This window comes from Herbidospora yilanensis (genome assembly GCF_001570565.1).
Lineage (GTDB): Bacteria > Actinomycetota > Actinomycetes > Streptosporangiales > Streptosporangiaceae > Herbidospora > Herbidospora yilanensis.
This window is the reverse complement of record NZ_BBXE01000030.1, coordinates 99172-115268: the sequence shown is the minus strand read 5'-3', so window position 1 is coordinate 115268 and position 16097 is coordinate 99172. Positions and strand designations below refer to the sequence as shown.

Sequence of the window (16097 nt, the reverse complement as noted above, 5' to 3'; positions counted from 1 at the left end):
CTTAGTCCCGGTGCCCGAGTTCGACGTTCTCCAGCACGCCCAGCGCGTCGGGCACCAGCACGGCGGCGCTGTAGTAGGCGCTCACCAGGTAGGAGATGATCGCCTGCTCGTTGACGCCCATGAACCGCACGTTGAGGCCGGGCTCGTACTCGTCCGGCAACCCCGTCTGGTGCAGCCCCACGACCCCCTGGACCTCCTCGCCGCAGCGCATCAGCAACATCGACGAGATCCCCGTGTCGCTGATCGGGATCTTGTTGCAGGTGAGGATCGGCACACCGCGCCAGGCCGGCACCTCACGTCCCAGGATGTTCACCGTGTTCGGATAGAGGCCCAGCTTGGAGCACTCGCGGCCGAACGCGGCGATGGCGTGCGGGTGGGCCAGGAAGACCGTCGGCTCCTTCCAGACGACGGCGAGCAGGTCGTCGAGGTCGTCCGGGGTGGGCGGCCCCGACCGGGTGGAGATCCGGTGGCCGTGGTCGGCGTTGTGCAGCAGCCCGAAGTCGCGGTTGTTGACGATCTCGTGCTCCTGCCGTTCCCGGAGCGCCTCGACGGTCAGGCGGAGCTGCTGCTCCACCTGGTTCATCGGCTCGTTGTAGAGGTCGGCCACCCGGGAGTGCACCCGCAGGACGGTCTGCGCGACCGACAGCTCGTACTCGCGCGGATGCGTCTCGTAGGCGACGTAGGTGTGCGGGAGGGCCGGCTCGCCGGAGTGCCCCGACGACAACTCGATCGCGGCCTCGCCGTCGGCGTCGGTGTGCGGCGTGTCGGCGTGCAGCCGCGCGTCCAGATGCGCCCGCAGCCCCGCCGCCCGGTCGGCGACCTCGGCGAACGCCTCCTTCGTCAACGACAACAGCACACACGGGGTGACCGCGCGGAACCCGAACTCCCAGACGCCGTGGTCGTCGATGAGGGCCTGCTCCCCGAAGTAGGCCCCGTCGGACAACACGCCCAGCGACACGGCGTGGCCGTACTTCCCGGCGCCGAGCCGGTCGACCTTGCCGTGGGCCAGGATGTGGAACCGGTCGACCTCCTGCTCCGGAGACACGATCATGTCGCCGGGGGCGTACTCGGCCTGCGTGAACCGGCTCGCCAGCGCGGCCAGCACCTCACCGTCGCCGTACCCTCGCAGCAGCGGAAGCTCCCCGAGCTCCTGCGGGATGACCTGCACCCGCGCCCCCGTCTTCAGGCACTGGATGCGGCCGTCGCCGATCGTGTACGACAACCTGCGGTTGACCCGATAGGTGCCGCCCGCCACCTCCACCCACGGCAGCACCTTCAGCAGCCAGCGGGAGGAGATGCCCTGCATCTGCGGGACGGACTTGGTGGTGGTGGCGAGGTTGCGGGCGGCCGCGGTGCCGAGGCTGGAGGCGTGCTCGGCGGCAGCGGCGGCGGTGAGTCCGGCGTTGATCTCGGTGGTCATCGGACGCCCTTCACGCGGGAGGGGCGGGCCCCCTCCGACGTGGATCACGTTGACGAAACGAGGGCGGTGGGCTCGGGCACATGGGCAAGCCTTTGCCGCTTGCGTGCGCCAGAATGCCGATCACGACCCAGCGGTCGACCGGCTCCGCGGAACGCGTCCGGGCCTGCCTGCCCGCCGGACGATCCGCCTCACGCACACGACCGACGGCGAGCCCTGCTGCCGCCGGACGTTGGCCGTGCCCCGAGACAGCCGGGCGATGAAGGTACGGGGGCTGCCGATCGGGCAGTTCCGATCTGAGCACACCAGATCTCTACTCCAATACAGACGACCACTGCACCTATGTATCCATGGGTGAGGTAAAGTTCCCGGCATGACACGCAGCGACCAGCAGGTGACCGCACCCGAATCCGACTTCTCCGCCCAGCTCACCGGCATGCGGGGCGACACGTCCATAATCAAGGACGACATCAGCATCCTCAGGTCGGGTCAGGGAGAGATCGAACGCGCCATGAGGGGCATCGACCTGACCGTGGGCCTCATCCGGCGTGACGACATGGCCGTCGCGCGGGGCGGCATCAGCATGATCCGAGAGCAGATCTCCGAACTCAAGACGGGCCAGACCGAGATCCGTGACCTGCTGGCCGATCTCGTCCGCCGCCTCGGCGCCGGACGCGACAACACAGATCGCGAATAGACCAGCACCGACCTCTGATGGAGCCAGTCACTACCATGAGCACCATGCCCGAACGCTCCACCGATGACCGGATGGCCTGGTTCGAGACCAACATCCCCGACATCCGCTACGACATCGGTGTGGTTCGCGACCGCGTCATCGACACGCGCAGGGATGTCATAGCACTCCGCGACGACGTCAAGGTTCTGGACGGCCGAGTCGCCGTCCTGCAGAACGACATGACCGTCGTCAAGGCCGACATCGCCGAGATCAGAGAGGACACAGCGAACCTGTGCCTCGGACAGATCCGGCTCGAGAACAAAATGGAGGAAATGCGCGGCGACATCACCCAACTACGCGGCGACATCACCGAAATCCGTGGCGACATCACCGAGCTACGCGGCGACATAACGGAAATCCGCGGCGACATCACCGAGCTACGCGGCGACATAACGGAAATCCGTGGCGATATCACCGAGATGCGGGGTGACATCGCCGGCCTGCAGGACGGGCAGAAGCAGTTGATGGCCGGGCAGACGGAGATCCGTGAACTGCTCGTCGCCTTCATGCAGCGCAGCGCCTGATCCTCCCGCGCATGCGTGAAAGGCCCTGACCGGGGTCCGCCAGGGCCTCCCTCGCCGGTCAGGGGCTATGCCAGGTTCGCGTCCCCGCAGATGTGCACCTTCACCCCGAGCTCTTCGAACAGCGCCGCCTTGGCCACCAGCGCCTTGTCCGCCGTCTCCCCGTCAGGTGCGTACGCCACGTTCAGGTGGTTCGCCTTGTGCCGGGCCATGAACTGGTCGCGGCTGACCCCGTGGAAGACCGCGTGCATGATCGGCCATGCCGGGGTCGTCGCGTTCGACCGTCGTTCCGTCTCCTCCGCCGGCAGGGAGATCGCCGAGGCGCGGCCCAGGTCGAGGTGGAGCCGGCCGTCCTGGATGAAGACGCGGCTCCACACGATCTCGCCCGGCTTGCAGACGCCCTTGATGGTCGAGCCGCCCAGCGGGAAGTAGACCGGGTCCTGCCGCCAGCCGACCGCGTCCGCGTAGCCGTTCTCGAAGTGCGACGGCGGGACCGAGCCGGAGATCTCGAAGACCCACACGAACTGCCCCTCGTACTCCTCGCCCCAGCGCACGTCGTGCAGGGTCGTGGCCGGGTCGAGGCCCATGGCGGTCCAGATGCGGTTGGTGACCAGCGCGTCCACGGCGACGCCTTCGTCGGCCTCGTTGAAGTGCGGGAGCGGGGCGTTCTCCCACAACACGCGGGCGCCGTCGCGGGAGGTCACGGGTGGGCGGGCGGCGTTGTTCAGCAGGCCTTCGGCCAGGTCGGAGGCGGGTGAGAGGTCTTTGAGGCCCTGCTGGTACTGGATGCCGACGGCGTCCAGGCCGTAGTCGTCGCTGATGCGGAGCGCGGCGACGTACATCTTGTACTGCCATCTGAGCTGCGCCTCGGTGAGCTCGGTCGCCTCGTCGGTGCCCAGTTTGAAGGTCATGCCCTGGGCGCGGAGCCACTCGCCGACGGCGTCGGCCTCCTCGTCGGAGGTGCGCAGCATCTCGGCCCACAACGCGCTCTGTGACAGGCGTTCCTTGTAGACGCCGATCGGGTTCAGCAGTTCGTCGTCGATGATCGCGTTGTACATGCCCATGCAGCCCTCGTCGAAGACGCCGATGATCGCCTTGTCGGTGAGGAGCTGCCGGGCCAGGGCGACGCCGAGGTCGCGTTCCGCGCTTTCGGCCAGTTTCGGCAGGTCGTGGACGTGGGAGGCGTCGTGGGAGATCGTCCCGGTCTCCACCCAGCTCTTGATGCCCGCCTTGAACCAGTCGTCCTGGAAGTCGACGCTCCAGATCGTCGAGTACGCCACTCCCATCTTCGTCATGCCGGAGTTCAGGCCGAGCAGGCCGACCAGGCCCGGCCAGGTGCCTTCGAAGTTGGCGACCGTGAGGATGGGGCCGCGGTGGGTGCGGAGCCCGGCCAGCACGTGGTGGCTGTACTGCCAGACCGCCTCGGCGACGATCAGCGGGGCGTCCGGCGGGATGGTCTTGAAGACCTCCAGGCCCATCCGCTGGCTGGAGATGAAGCCGTGCCCGGTCGCCGGGTCGACGTCGTTGGCGCGCACGACCGTCCAGCCGAGTTCGGCGAAGGCGGCGGTCACGTCGGCTTCCATCTGGACCTGGGTGGGCCAGCCCGCCAGGTTGGCCGACAGGCGCAGGTCGCCGCTGGCGATCAGGTAGGCGGTCTTCGGCGGGGCGGCGGGGCGTTCCGGCGCCGAGGGGAAGGTGTACATCATGCTCCTCCGGTGGAAAGGCGGCGTTCCCGGGCCGCGAGGACGTGGGAGACCTCGCGGGTGGCGGGATAGAGGTCGCGGTAGAGGGTGTAGAGCTCGTCGTAGGCCGGGTCCGGCACGGGGGCGACGGTCGCGGCCGGGGGGTTCCAGTCGGTGATGGCGGCGCCGGTGGTCGCGCGGGCCGCCAGGTGGGCGGCGCCGTAGGAGGCGCCGATGGTGGTGGTCGGGATGACCTGCGGCAGGCCGGTGACGTCGCTGACGATGCGGGTCCACAGGCCGCCCTGGACGCCGCCGCCGACGGCGATCACCCGCGCGACGTCGGCGCCGGCGGCTCGCAGCGCCTCGACGTTGTGCCGGACACCGAGCGCGGTCGCCTCAAGGGCGGCGCGGTAGAGGTCGCCCCGGGTGTGGCTGAGGGTGAGGCCCGCGATGACGCCGCGGGCGTCGGGATCCTGGACGGGGGTGCGCTCCCCCGCGAAGTAGGGCAACATCAGCAGGCCGTGCGCGCCGGGTCCGGCGGCCTCCGCCTCGGCCAGCAGCGCCGGGTAACCGGTTCCGGTCAGGTCGCTCAGCCACGAGGTGATCGCGCCGGAGGTGGCCATCCCACCGGCCAGGTTGTGGGAGCCGGCGTACGCGCCGACCGTGCCCCACATCGAGGGGGTGCGCAGCGGCCGGTCGACGGTGGCGATGAGGAACATCGTGGTGCCGTACATCAGCATGAGGTCGCCGGGGTTGCAGGCGTCCACGCTGACGGCTTCGGTCCAGGCGTCGATCGAGCCGGTGATCACGGGGGTTCCGGCGGAAATGCCCGCCAGATTCGATTTCACCGTCCCGGCGATCTCGTCGGACCAGCGCAGGCGGGGCAGGTCGAGGCCGGGGGCGACGAGCGGGGCCCATTCGGGGTCCCAGCCGGTCCCGTCGTACATCGGGGTGCACTGGCTGGCCGAGTGGTGGTCGAGGGTGTATTCGCCGGTCAGCCGGTGGAGCAGCCACGACGCGGGCATGAACAGGCGCCGGGCGCGGGCCCAGACGTCCGGTTCGTGGTCGGCGACCCAGCGCAGTTTCGGGCCGACCGCCTGGGACGACAACACCGAGCCGCACCGTTCCAGGATGGCCGGGGGGCCGCCCAACTGCTCGTTGAGTGCGCTGATCTCCCCGGACGCGCGGGTGTCGACGCCGTAGAGGATCGCGGGGCGCAGCGGGGCGCCGTCGGCGTCGGTCAGCAGGGCGCAGGGGCCCATGCCGCTCACGCCGACCGCGGTGATCTCACGGCCGGTGGTCAGTTCCTCGGCCAGGGAGACGAATTCGGCCCACCAGATCTGGCCGTCCATCTCCACGTGGCCGGGGTGGGGGCGGGTGACCCGGTGTTCTCGTACAGAGGAGGCGAGAACGGTTCCCGAACCGTCGACCAGGACGCCTTTGCTCGACGAGGTGCCGATGTCGACGCCGAAGAACAACGTCACAATCTCTCCCGGGTGTTCGTGTCGCGCAGGATGACCGTGCGCGCGGGTCCGTCGTCGCCGGCGATGCGGGCCAGCAGCAGGGCCGCCGCGGCTTCGCCGAGGTTGCGGGCGGGCAGGTCGACGACCCGCACGCCCTCGCGTTCGAGCGACGTGAAAGGAAGATCACCGAATACGGCCAGGCCGAACCGGGGCGGTTCGAGCCCGCGTTCGCGCAGGACGTCGAGTGCTCCGGCGGCCATCAGGTTGTTGGCGACCACCACGGCGTCCGGCGGCTCGTGCAGCGACAGCAGGTCACGCATGGCGGCCCGGCCGCCGTCGACGCGGTAGTCGGCGTAGCGGAGCAGCCGGTCGCCGGACCAGGAGGTGGCCTGCCGCCAGCCCTCCATCCGGAGTTGCGCCGTCTCGACCGACTGCGGACCGGTGATGCAGGCGACCCGGGAGAACCCGGCCGCCAGCAGCGCCTCGGCCGCGACGCGGCCGCCGGCCCGGTTGTCGACGGTGACCGCGTCCACGTCGGGGCGGTGCAGGCTGCGGTCGACGGCCACCACCGGAACGCCGTGCTCGATGAGTTTCTGCACGTCACTGGCCCCGTCTGCGGGCGCGATCAAGACTCCGGCCATGTGCTCGGCGAGGGCGATGTCCATGTACGTCTGCTCGCGGCCGGGATCGTCGTCGGTGTTGCACAACACGACCGAGTAGCCCCCGGCGCGGGCCCGGTTCTCCACGCCGCGTGCCAGCGCGGTGAAGAACGGGTTCTCGACGTCGGGAATGATCAGGGCGATGACCTCGGAATACTGTCCGCGCAGGCGGCGCGCGGCCCGGCTGGGGGTGAAGTTCAGTTCCGCCATCGCCGCCCGGACCTTGCGTTCGGTCTCGGGCGAGACGCGGGCGCCGTTGATGACCCGGCTCACGGTGGCCGCCGACACCCCGGCATGGGCGGCCACCTGGTAGATCGTCACCTTCGGGCCGGCCACGTCCGGCCCTGGAGGGTGTCGATCTCGTCGAGCAGGCCGATCGTCTGCGTGGCCGTCACGACCAGCAGCAACGGCACGACGACCACCGCGAGGACGCCGGTGGACGCGGCGGCGGCGAACCCGCCCAGCCAGTGGAGGGCCACGATCGTGAGCGCCCAGAGGGGCTTGAACGCGACCAGGATCGCGCCGCCCCGCAACGCCGCCAGCCCCGGTTTCCCGCGCAGGGCGCCGTAGGCGAGGGCGTACGGCAGCACGACCATCGCCAGCGCGCCCGCGACCACGGTGACACCGGTCAGCACCGCGCATCCGGCGACGAACAGCGCGAGAACCGGATCACATCGCCGCAACTCGGCGAGGCGCGGCGCCTCACCACGAGCGACGAGGGCGCAGAACCTCGCGACGGAGGTGAGGGCGAGCGAGGGCGGCAGGGTGGCCAGTGCGGTCATCCACGCAGGGGCGTCGACCATCCACGAGGTGATCAGCGGCACCAGCGTGGCCAGGAAGAACAGTCCGGCCACGATCGCCCGGGGCAGCTCGCGCCAGAAGAGCAGAAACGCGGGTTTCAGAAACGCGATCATCAGAGCCTCAGCCCGTCTAGATCGAAACCGATGGAGTTCGGGAAGGTGGACATCAGAGCTTCAGTCCGCTCGACGCGATCGACTGGACGATGTAGCGCTGGGCCGCGATGAAGACGATCAGGACCGGCACGATCGCCATCGCGATGCCGGCCGCGATCGTGCCGAGCGAACCGGTCGAGAAGCGCCCGGCCAGCAGCACGAGCCCGACGGGGAGCGTCTGCTTCTCCGTGTCGGAGATCATGACCAGCGGGAGCAGCAGGTCGTTCCACCAGTACGTGAAACACAGGATGCCCAGGGTCGCGATCGACGGCCCCGACAGCGGGATGATGACCCGCGCGAACGTGTGGAACCGCGAGGCGCCGTCGATCTTGGCGGCCTCTTCGAGTTCGTAGGGCAGCGCCATGAAGTGCTGGCGCAGCAGGAAGATGCCGAACGCGGAGAAGATGCCGGGGAAGATCAGCGCCCACAACGAGTTCGTCATGCCGATCTTCGACATGACCAGGAACAGCGGCACGATCGTCACCTGGATCGGGATCATCAGCGACCCGATCACCACGGCGAACAGCACGCCCTTGCCCCGGAACCGCAGCCGGGCGAACGCGTAGGCGGCGGTGGAACAGGTGATGAGCTGCGCGATCGTCACGGTTCCCGACACGATGATCGAGTTCAGGAAGAACCGGAAGTACGGCACCTGCTCGGTCACCTTGCCGAAGTTGCCGAGTGTCAGGTTCTCGGCGTGGAAGGTCGGCGGGAGGCGGTAGAGCTCCGCGTCGGAGCCCGAGAGGGCTCCCCGGAAGATCCACAGGAAGGGCGCGGTGATGGCGACGGCCGCGACCACGAGGATCACGAACGTCAGGACGCGCGCGGCGACGTGCCCAACGGTCAGTCGGCTGGTCATTGGTAGTGGGTCCATCTGCGCGAGAACCAGAACTGGATGGCGGTCAGCACGACCAGGACCAGCGCGAACGTGATGCCGATCGCGGAGGCGTAGCCGAGGTCGAAGTCGCCGAAGGCGCGGTCGTAGAGGTATTCGACGATCGTGCGGCTGGAGTCACCCGGGCCGCCCTGGGTCAGCACCCGAGGTTCGGCGAAGATCTGGAAGGAGTTGATGGTGTTGATCACGACGAGGAAGAAGATGGTCGGCGAGAGCAGCGGGAAGGTGATGCGCCAGAATCTCGTCCAGGCGCCCGCGCCGTCGACGATCGCGGCCTCGCGGAGCTGCTTCGGGATCGATTGCAGGCCCGCGATGTAGACGAGGATCGAGAACCCGATCGTCTTCCACGAGTTGACCATGATCACCGAGATCGGCGCCCAGGTGGAGCTGCCGAGCCAGTCGATCCGGTCGAGGCCGGTCAGCCCGAGCAGGTAGTTGACCAGGCCGAGGTCCTTGTTGAGCAGGAACCGCCAGATCAGCGCGACCGCCGAGGCCGACACGACGAACGGGAACAGGAACGAGAGCCGGAAGAACGCCCTGATCCAGCGGGGCATCCCGGTCTCCAGCAGCACCGCGAGCAGCAGCCCGAGCACGACGTTGACGGCCAGGATCACCAGGGCCATGTAGGTCGTCGACCCGTAGACCCCGAGCAGCCGCTCGTCGGTGAACAGGCGCTGGAAGTTGTCCAGCCCGGCGAAGGTGCCGTCGCTGAGCAGGTTCCAGTCGAAGAAGCTCAGGATCAGGACGCCGACCGTCGGAGCCAGCACGAACACGAGGAACGTGAGGATCGACGGGGTGAGGAAGGCCAGCGCCGCGGCCCCGTCTCCCCGGGGCCGGGTCGCTGTTGGTTTGGTGGTCAAAATGGTCCGCCTTGGGAGGGGAACCGGGTCCGGGTTCAGGGGCCGGACCCGGTCGCTCAGCAGGTGACGATGCCCGTCAGCTCACCCTGCATGGCCTTCAGGCCGTCGGGGACCGTGGTCTCGCCGGCGAAGATCTGCTGCAGGTGGCGCAGGACGGTCGACTCGAACGTGCTGTACTTGGCCGGGGCCGGGTAGGGCACGAGGGTCTCGAACTTGTCGATGCTGTCGTAGTAGAGGTCGCTGTTGGCGGGCGGCACGCCGACCTGGGAGATCGTGTGGGCCACCGAGCGCCGTGACGGGATGGAGTCGCCGGGCTTGTCGGGGGTGCCGACGTAGCCCTTCTCGATCTCGTCGCTGACCGTGAACTTCTGGTATTCCCAGGCCAGGTCGGGGTTCTGCGACGACTTCAGGATCGGGTATCCGGCGCCGCCGAAGACGGTCTTGTACGTGTCGCCCTTCGGGTAGAGCTGGATGTCGAAGCTCTTGAACCCGGCGGGCAGGAAGGTGGCGATCGGCCACCGGCCCGCGCCGAACATGGCGATCTGCCCGTTCTGGAAGCGGGTGAAGACGTCGCTCATCGGCATGGGAGCCGGGGCGACGCCCTCCTTGATGAGGTCGTCGAGGAACGTCACGGCCTTGCTGACCTGGGCTGAGTCGGCGGTGGCCTGGCACACGTCGTCGCTGGTCAGGTTGCCGCCGGCGTTGGCGACCCACGGCATGATGCCGGGGAAGATCTCGTTGCTGGCCCAGGTGAAGCCGTATTGGTCGTTGGTGCCGTCGCCGTTGGTGTCGGCGCTCAGCTTCTTGGCGACGGCCTTGAAGTCGTCCCAGGTCCAGTCGGCCTTGGGGGGTTCGACGCCGGCCTTCTCGAACACGTCGGTGTTGTAGTAGACGACCATGTCGTTCCAGCCGTAGCTGAGGGTGAGCACGTCGCCCTTGACGGTGAAGCCGTCGATGAGGCCCTGGGCGATGTCGTCGGTGATGGCCTTGGCCCCGGCGTCCTTCTCCAGGTATTCGTTGATGGGTTTCACGAGGTTGTTGCTGTGGACGAACTGGGCGCCCTCACCGGAGATCACCATGAGGTCGGGCTTCTTGCCCGAGGCGATCAGCGTGGCGACGTTCGCGTAGTAGGTTCCCCAGTTCTCCCCGGTCACGGGGGTGAGGGTGACCTTGACGTCGGGGTGGGTCTTCGTGAAGGCGTCGGCGGTGGCCTTGTTGCCGCTCTCGGCGGCCGGGCCGTAGTTCCAGTAGACGACTTCCAGGGCTTTTGCACCGGTCGACGTCGTTTCCGAGTCGCTTCCGCAACCCGCAAGAGCCGTCGCCGCCAGGGCGGCGGTCGCGCAGGCCAGCGCGACCTTGCGGCGGGGGATGTTCATAGGCCTGCGTCCTTCTTCTTTGGGGCAGATTCACGCGAGCCACAGCCGGCCTGCGGCCGTCCGCCGCTCGCTCCCATACGGCAGGTGTGGTGTGCGCCACATGAAAGTGCAAGAAATCGATTTCGTCAAGCACTCCGCGAAACGTACCTCATGAAGCCCCTGATCAGGCAAGTAACGGGATGGTATCGATTACAGCGGTAACGGCGGCCGGGCGATCTCCGCCCGCAGCACGACCGTGCGGAGCGGCTGGGTGTCGCCGCCGATGCGCTCCAGCAGCATGGACGCGGCCGTTCGCCCCAGGTGGCGGGCCGGAAGCCGGACCTGCACGACGCTGGACGGCGGCGGCAGCAGGTAGGGCAGCTCGCCGAGCACGGCGACGCCGAAGTCCTCGGGGTCGATGCCGGCCTCATGGAGGGCCTGAAGTGCGCCGATGGCCATCAGGTTGTTGGTCGTGACCACGGCGTCGGGCGGCTGGACCAGCCCGAGCAGCGTGTTCATCGCGGCCCGGCCGCCGTCGACGCGGAAGTTGGCGTGCTGCAGGAAACCGTCGCGGACGAGCGTCTTGCGGGCGGTGACGACCTGCTTCCAGCCCAGGTAACGGTCTTCGGTCTCCTCGATCCCGGCCGGGCCCGCGATGCAGGCGATGCGCCGGAAACCGGCGTCCACCAGGGCGGTCGTGGCGGCGATGCCGGCCGCCCGGTTGTCGATCTTCACCGCGTCGACCGGGTAGGGCGTGGTGCGGTCGACGGCCACGACGGGCCGGCCGAGGGAGGCGATGGCGCCCAGGTCGACCTCGTCGGAGGCGGGCGAGAGGATCACGCCGGCCATGTGCTCGGAGGCGGCGATCTGCAGGTAGCGCAGCTCTTTGGCCGGGTCGTCGTCGGTGTTGCAGAGCACGACGGAGAACCCCGACTCCTGGGCGCGGTCTTCGACGCCGCGGGCCAGGGCGGTGAAGAACGGGTTCTCGATGTCGGGGACGAGCAGGCAGATGATCTCGGAGCTCTGCTTGCGCAACCGGCGGGCGGTCTTGTTGGGGGTGAAGCCGAGTTGCTGGGCGGCGTCGCGGACGAGGCGCTGCTTCTCCTCGGAGACGGTGTTGCCGTTGAAAACCCGGGAAACCGTCGCGGGAGAGACCCCGGCGAGCGCCGCAACCTCGTAAATCGTCGCCATAGCGCCACACCATACCCGCGCTTGACACCCCTGATGAGCTCGTCTAGCGTGCCTGAAATCGATTTCAAGACCTGTGAAATCCAACCTGGAAAGGCGGGGGCCGTGAAGCGGTACTCCGGGGAGGCCCGGCGCGCGGTCGCGTTCCCTCTCGGCGGCTTCGGCACCGGACACGTGGCGCTGGCCGGCGACGGGGCGTTGCGGCAGTGGCAACTCGGCGGGGTGCCCAACCATCGGGGCTTCCTGCCCGACAGCTTCTTCGCGCTGCGGGTCTCCTCGACCGAGCCGCCGGACGACGTGGTGCGCCTGCTGCGCGCCGACCCGGTGCCGCCCGGCCCCGACCCGGCGCCCAACGTGTCCGACGCCGAGGTGCCCGACCTGGGACGACTCCCGTCGTGGCCGACCGTGGCGGCGACCGAGTTCCAGGCCGCCTACCCCTTCGCCGAGGTCGCCTACCTCGACGACGCGCTGCCGGTGGCGGTGTCGATGTCGGCGTTCACCCCGTTCGTGCCGCTCGACGCCGACGCGAGCTCGTTGCCGCTGGTGCGCTACCGGTTCACGGTGACCAACACGAGCGCCGAGTTCCGGCACGGCTTCCTGCTCGGCACCCTGCAGAACGCGGTCGGCTGGGACGGGGTCACCCCCATCGACGGCACCCGCGGCGCCGGCTACGGCGGGAACGTGAACCGGCTGCTCAGACGGCCCGGCCAGACCGGCGTGCTGATGGACAACCCATCGCTCGGCGAGACCGACGAGGGCTATGGCGAGATGTTGTTGTGGACCGACGCCCCGGCCGTCGCCTTCCCCCGGGCGGTCGGCGCCGAGGCGCTGCTGCGGTTCGCCGAGACGGTCAAGCTGGTGACGCCGGTGCAACTGGGCGACTTCTCCGACGCCGCGCTGCGGGCCGCGCTGGCCGACGGGGCCTCTCCCCTGCGAGCGCCCGCGGGGCCCAGCCCGGCCGGTTTCACCTGGGACGCCGCCGTGGCCGCCGCCTTCGCGCTGGCGCCGGGCGAGACCGCGACGATCGATTTCGTGCACGCCTGGTGGTTCCCCAACCGGTTCGCCGACTTCGACCGCTTCGGTCCGACCCCGTCCTATGCCGGGAGCCGGTTCTGGGTGGGCAACCACTACGCGACCCGGTTCGGGGGCGCGGTCGACGTGCTCGACGCCTACCTGGCCGACCGCGACCACCTCGACGCGGCGTCCCGGGCGTGGGCCTCGGCGGTCGCCGACAGCGATCTCCCGGAGGTCCTGAAGGACGTGATCTCGGCACAGGGCACGCTGGTGCGCTCGCCCTCGTTGTTCCGGACCGCCGACGGGCGGGCCTACGGGTTCGAAGGGGCGCTGGGGGCGTCCACCCGGAACTGGAACGGGGACGTGGGCGGGTCGTGCCCGCTGAACTGCAACCACGTCTTCAACTACGAGCAGGCGCTGGCCCGGCTGTTCCCGTCGCTCGGGCGGGACATGCGGGAGACCGAGTTCGCGGTCCAGGCCCCCGACGGATCGATCCCGCATCGGGTCGCGTTGCCGCTCTACCTGCCGCAATACCACGACGTCGCCATCGGGGGGCCGGTCCGGCCGGCGCTCGACGGGATGCTGGGGGCGGTGCTCAAGACGTACAGATCGGTTCTGGACGGATCGGGCCTCGGCTGGCTCCGCGAGCAGTGGCCCGCGCTGCGGCGGCTGATGGAGCACGTCACCCGCACCTGGGATCCGGACGGAACCGGCATCCTGCGCGGCGACCAGCCCTGCACCTACGACATCAGCCTGCACGGCCCGAACATGTTCGTCGGCGGGCTCTGGCTGGCGGCGCTGCGGGCGATGGAGGAGATGGCCCGGCTCGTGGAACCCGAGCGGGCCGCCGGTTTCGCGAAACTGTTCACGCTCGGGCGGGACGGTTACGACGAGTTGTTGTGGACGGGCGAGTACTACGGCCAGCCCGACACCGGCGAGGAGCACGACTTCGGCCGGGGCTGCCTGTCCGACCAGCTCCTCGGCCAATGGTGGGCGCACCAGCTCGACCTGGGCTACATCCTGCCCGCCGACCGGGTCAGGACCGCTCTGTCGTCGATCGTCCGCTACAACCTGCGGACCGGTTTCGAGCCCCACGGCTACCGCTCGTTCGCCGACGGAACCGAGACGGGACTGGTCGTGTGCACGTGGCCGCACGGCGGCCGCCCCACCGTGCCCCTGCGCTACTGCGACGAGGTCTGGACCGGCGTGGAGTATCAGGTCGCGGCGAGCTGCCTGTACGAAGGCCTGACCGACGAGGCGTTCCGCATCCTCGACGGCCTGCGCGAACGGTACGACGGGACGCGGCGCAACCCGTTCAACGAGATCGAGTGCGGCGACCACTACGTGCGCGCGATGGCCGGATGGTCGCTGCTCGACGCCTACACGGGCTTCCGGCACGACCCCGCGACCGGGCAGGTCACGGCCGCGCGGCCGGGCCGGTTCCCGGTGGTCGCGGGGACGGCGTGGGGGGTGCTGAACGCCTCTCCGGACGGGGAGGCGTCGATCGACGTGCTCGGCACGGCGGATCAACGCCGATAGAGCGGCTCGACGAGCGCGGGCCAGCGCGGATCGGGCCCGGCCGGGGTCAGGAGCGTGCGGCTCGGGGTGAAGGCGAACGCGAAGCCCTCGTCGGGGTCGGCGAAGGCCAGCGCTCCCCCGGACCCGCTGTGGCCGAAGGCGCGCGGGTTCGGGGAGAAGGGCCGGGTCGGGTTGGCGAGCATGAATCCCAGCCCGAACCGGGTCTCCGAGCCGAGCACCTCGTCGTGCCCCGCGCTCCGGGGTTCGATCATCTCGGCCAGCTTCGGCCAGGTCAGCAGCTCGCCATAGAGCGTGGCGAGGGCGCGTGCGTGGGCGTGCACGTTGGCGGCCGGGATCTCCGCCGCCCGCCACCTGGCGGTGTTGGGCAGCCCAGGGGTGAGCTGCTCGGCCGGGTTCGCGAACGCCTTCACGGTGAGCCCGGTCGCCGGCATCCGCGGCAGCGGCCCGTGCGGCTCGGGCGGCAGCACATCCCTGACCGGCCCGTTTCCGATCAGCCCGACGCTGAGCCCGGCAATGCCGAGATCCTGTACGAGCTCCCTGACGGTCCGCCCCGTGGCCCGCCGCAGCACCTCACCGACCAGCCAGCCGAACGTGACGGCGTGGTAACCGTGCCGCTCCCCCGGCGGCCACCACGGGTGTTCGGCGGCCAGTGCCCGCGTCATGACGGACCAGTCGAACAACGACCCGTCGGGGAGCTCGCGGCGGATCGCCGGCAGGCCCGCACGGTGGGAGAGCAGGTCGGCGACGGTGCAGTTCGCCTGCGACGAACGGGTCCGGGCCCTGATGGCCGAGGCGGGACATCCGGAGGTGCGCTCGGTGCACGGTTACGTCTTCCAGCACCTCTTGACGGGCCCGGTCCGGATCACCGACCTGGCCGGGCTGCTGGGGATGACGCCGCAGGGGGCGTCCAAGGTCGCGGCCGAGATGGAGCGGATCGGATATGTCACCCGGAAGGTGTCAGGCGAGGACCAGCGGGTCCGCGCGATCGAACTGACCCAACGCGGGCACGAGGCCATCGAGGCGGGGCGCACGGCTCGCCGGTCGGTGACCGAGGAACTGCTCGCCGGGCTTCCCGAGCCGGAGCCGTTCCTCGACGCGCTGGACACGCTGTCGGACCGGACGGGCGCTCTGCGCGACCTCATGGCCCGGCGCCTGCGCCCCTGAGGTCCGCTTCCCGGGCCTTCTTCGGTCGTGCCCGCAGGTGCATACGCTCGCCCTGGGTGCCGAACAGGCTCAGGAACTCGACCGGTTCGTCACCGGCGACCCCGAACCAGTGGGGCACCCGCGTGTCGAACTCCGCCGCCTCGCCCGGCTCCATGATCACGTCGTGTTCGCCGAGGATGACGCGCATCCGCCCGTTGAGGATGTAGAGCCATTCGTACCCTTCGTGCGTCTTCAGCTCGGGTTCGGAGCTGCGGTCGCCAGGGGCCAGAATGATCTTGTACGCCTGGATTCCACCCGCCCGCCTGGTCAGCGGCAACATGGTCAGGCCGTTGCGGAACGTCGGGCGCAGATGGACTCGGGGGTCGCCGGTCGCCGGGGCGTCGACGAGTTCGTCGAGCGTGACCCCGTGGGCGCGGGCCAGCGGCAGCAGTTGTTCGAGCGTGGGCCGCCGCGCGCCCGATTCCAGGCGCGACAGGGTGCTGACCGAGATCCCGGTCGCCTCCGCGAGCGCCGCCAGGGTGGTCTCCCGCTCCTTGCGCAGCGCCCGCAGCCGGGGGCCGACCGCGTCGAGGGCCTGGCCGATGTCGTCCGTCATGGCTACGAGTTTGCCATATCGGCAAACAAGTTTGCGCATCCGCCGTACCGTCCCGC

General features: G+C 69.5%; 15 protein-coding genes. 4 read left to right on the top strand and 11 right to left on the bottom strand.

Annotated features, from left to right (window positions below):
- Window position 1: 1 nt before the first annotated feature.
- Window positions 2-1420 carry a family 2B encapsulin nanocompartment shell protein gene (locus tag AW273_RS24265; RefSeq protein ID WP_062352328.1) on the bottom strand — a complete coding sequence of 473 codons (1419 nt, stop codon included), beginning with the start codon at window positions 1418-1420 and terminating at the stop codon, window positions 2-4.
- Window positions 1421-1790: 370 nt separating this feature from the next.
- On the opposite strand from AW273_RS24265, the gene AW273_RS24260 reads away from it, so the two are divergent.
- Window positions 1791-2114 carry a hypothetical protein gene (locus AW273_RS24260; RefSeq protein ID WP_062352325.1) on the top strand — a complete coding sequence of 108 codons (324 nt, stop codon included), beginning with the start codon at window positions 1791-1793 and terminating at the stop codon, window positions 2112-2114.
- Between the two features lie 44 nt (window positions 2115-2158).
- A complete protein-coding gene (locus AW273_RS24255) occupies window positions 2159-2677 on the top strand; it encodes a hypothetical protein (protein ID WP_157556086.1) in 519 nt (172 codons plus the stop codon).
- 65 nt (window positions 2678-2742) lie between these two features.
- Here the strand turns inward: AW273_RS24255 and AW273_RS24250 are convergent, their stop codons facing one another.
- The 8 genes from AW273_RS24250 to AW273_RS24215 all read right to left on the bottom strand — a co-directional run bounded on the left by AW273_RS24250 (window position 2743) and on the right by AW273_RS24215 (window position 11732).
- Window positions 2743-4380: a hypothetical protein gene (locus tag AW273_RS24250; RefSeq protein WP_062352313.1), complete on the bottom strand. Its 1638-nt coding sequence runs from the start codon at window positions 4378-4380 to the stop codon at window positions 2743-2745.
- Window positions 4377-5840: an FGGY-family carbohydrate kinase gene (locus AW273_RS24245; RefSeq protein WP_062352310.1), complete on the bottom strand. Its 1464-nt coding sequence runs from the start codon at window positions 5838-5840 to the stop codon at window positions 4377-4379. Before AW273_RS24245 ends, AW273_RS24250 begins: the two co-directional genes overlap by 4 nt.
- Window positions 5837-6814: a LacI family DNA-binding transcriptional regulator gene (locus tag AW273_RS24240; protein ID WP_198168329.1), complete on the bottom strand. Its 978-nt coding sequence runs from the start codon at window positions 6812-6814 to the stop codon at window positions 5837-5839. The genes AW273_RS24245 and AW273_RS24240 overlap by 4 nt, the downstream gene beginning before the upstream one ends.
- Window positions 6796-7392: a hypothetical protein gene (locus AW273_RS38060; protein ID WP_062352307.1), complete on the bottom strand. Its 597-nt coding sequence runs from the start codon at window positions 7390-7392 to the stop codon at window positions 6796-6798. The genes AW273_RS24240 and AW273_RS38060 overlap by 19 nt, the downstream gene beginning before the upstream one ends.
- A 52-nt stretch (window positions 7393-7444) precedes the next feature.
- Window positions 7445-8290 carry a carbohydrate ABC transporter permease gene (locus AW273_RS24230; protein WP_062352304.1) on the bottom strand — a complete coding sequence of 282 codons (846 nt, stop codon included), beginning with the start codon at window positions 8288-8290 and terminating at the stop codon, window positions 7445-7447.
- Window positions 8287-9186 carry a carbohydrate ABC transporter permease gene (locus AW273_RS24225; protein WP_062352301.1) on the bottom strand — a complete coding sequence of 300 codons (900 nt, stop codon included), beginning with the start codon at window positions 9184-9186 and terminating at the stop codon, window positions 8287-8289. Before AW273_RS24225 ends, AW273_RS24230 begins: the two co-directional genes overlap by 4 nt.
- A gap of 56 nt (window positions 9187-9242) precedes the next feature.
- Entirely contained in the window at window positions 9243-10562 is a 1320-nt protein-coding gene (locus AW273_RS24220; RefSeq protein WP_062352298.1) for an ABC transporter substrate-binding protein, read from the bottom strand.
- 189 nt (window positions 10563-10751) lie between these two features.
- A complete protein-coding gene (locus AW273_RS24215) occupies window positions 10752-11732 on the bottom strand; it encodes a LacI family DNA-binding transcriptional regulator (protein WP_062352295.1) in 981 nt (326 codons plus the stop codon).
- A 102-nt stretch (window positions 11733-11834) separates the two neighbouring features.
- On the opposite strand from AW273_RS24215, the gene AW273_RS24210 reads away from it, so the two are divergent.
- Complete coding sequence (locus tag AW273_RS24210) at window positions 11835-14282, top strand: GH116 family glycosyl hydrolase (protein WP_062352292.1); 2448 nt, start codon at window positions 11835-11837, stop codon at window positions 14280-14282.
- Here the strand turns inward: AW273_RS24210 and AW273_RS24205 are convergent.
- Window positions 14270-14998 (bottom strand): serine hydrolase domain-containing protein, encoded by a 729-nt coding sequence (locus AW273_RS24205; protein WP_232327570.1) that lies wholly within the window; start codon window positions 14996-14998, stop codon window positions 14270-14272. The genes AW273_RS24210 and AW273_RS24205 overlap by 13 nt on opposite strands.
- Here AW273_RS24205 and AW273_RS24200 point away from each other — a divergent pair.
- Complete coding sequence (locus tag AW273_RS24200; RefSeq protein ID WP_198168327.1) at window positions 14943-15446, top strand: MarR family winged helix-turn-helix transcriptional regulator; 504 nt, start codon at window positions 14943-14945, stop codon at window positions 15444-15446. The genes AW273_RS24205 and AW273_RS24200 overlap by 56 nt on opposite strands.
- Here AW273_RS24200 and AW273_RS24195 read toward each other — a convergent pair.
- The gene (locus AW273_RS24195) at window positions 15421-16041 is read right to left on the bottom strand and encodes a helix-turn-helix domain-containing protein (protein WP_062352287.1); all 621 of its coding nucleotides are present in this window, start codon (window positions 16039-16041) and stop codon (window positions 15421-15423) included. The genes AW273_RS24200 and AW273_RS24195 overlap by 26 nt on opposite strands.
- Window positions 16042-16097 lie beyond the last annotated feature (56 nt).

Coding starts and splice junctions, on each gene's coding strand:
- AW273_RS24195 (WP_062352287.1), bottom strand. CDS start 16,041: ATGACGGACGACATCGGCCAGGCCCTCGACGCGGTCGGCCCCCGGCTG.
- AW273_RS24250 (WP_062352313.1), bottom strand. CDS start 4,380: ATGATGTACACCTTCCCCTCGGCGCCGGAACGCCCCGCCGCCCCGCCG.
- AW273_RS24255 (WP_157556086.1), top strand. CDS start 2,159: ATGCCCGAACGCTCCACCGATGACCGGATGGCCTGGTTCGAGACCAAC.
- AW273_RS24260 (WP_062352325.1), top strand. CDS start 1,791: ATGACACGCAGCGACCAGCAGGTGACCGCACCCGAATCCGACTTCTCC.
- AW273_RS38060 (WP_062352307.1), bottom strand. CDS start 7,392: ATGATCGCGTTTCTGAAACCCGCGTTTCTGCTCTTCTGGCGCGAGCTG.
- AW273_RS24265 (WP_062352328.1), bottom strand. CDS start 1,420: ATGACCACCGAGATCAACGCCGGACTCACCGCCGCCGCTGCCGCCGAG.
- AW273_RS24220 (WP_062352298.1), bottom strand. CDS start 10,562: ATGAACATCCCCCGCCGCAAGGTCGCGCTGGCCTGCGCGACCGCCGCC.
- AW273_RS24215 (WP_062352295.1), bottom strand. CDS start 11,732: ATGGCGACGATTTACGAGGTTGCGGCGCTCGCCGGGGTCTCTCCCGCG.
- AW273_RS24230 (WP_062352304.1), bottom strand. CDS start 8,290: ATGACCAGCCGACTGACCGTTGGGCACGTCGCCGCGCGCGTCCTGACG.
- AW273_RS24200 (WP_198168327.1), top strand. CDS start 14,943: ATGACGGACCAGTCGAACAACGACCCGTCGGGGAGCTCGCGGCGGATC.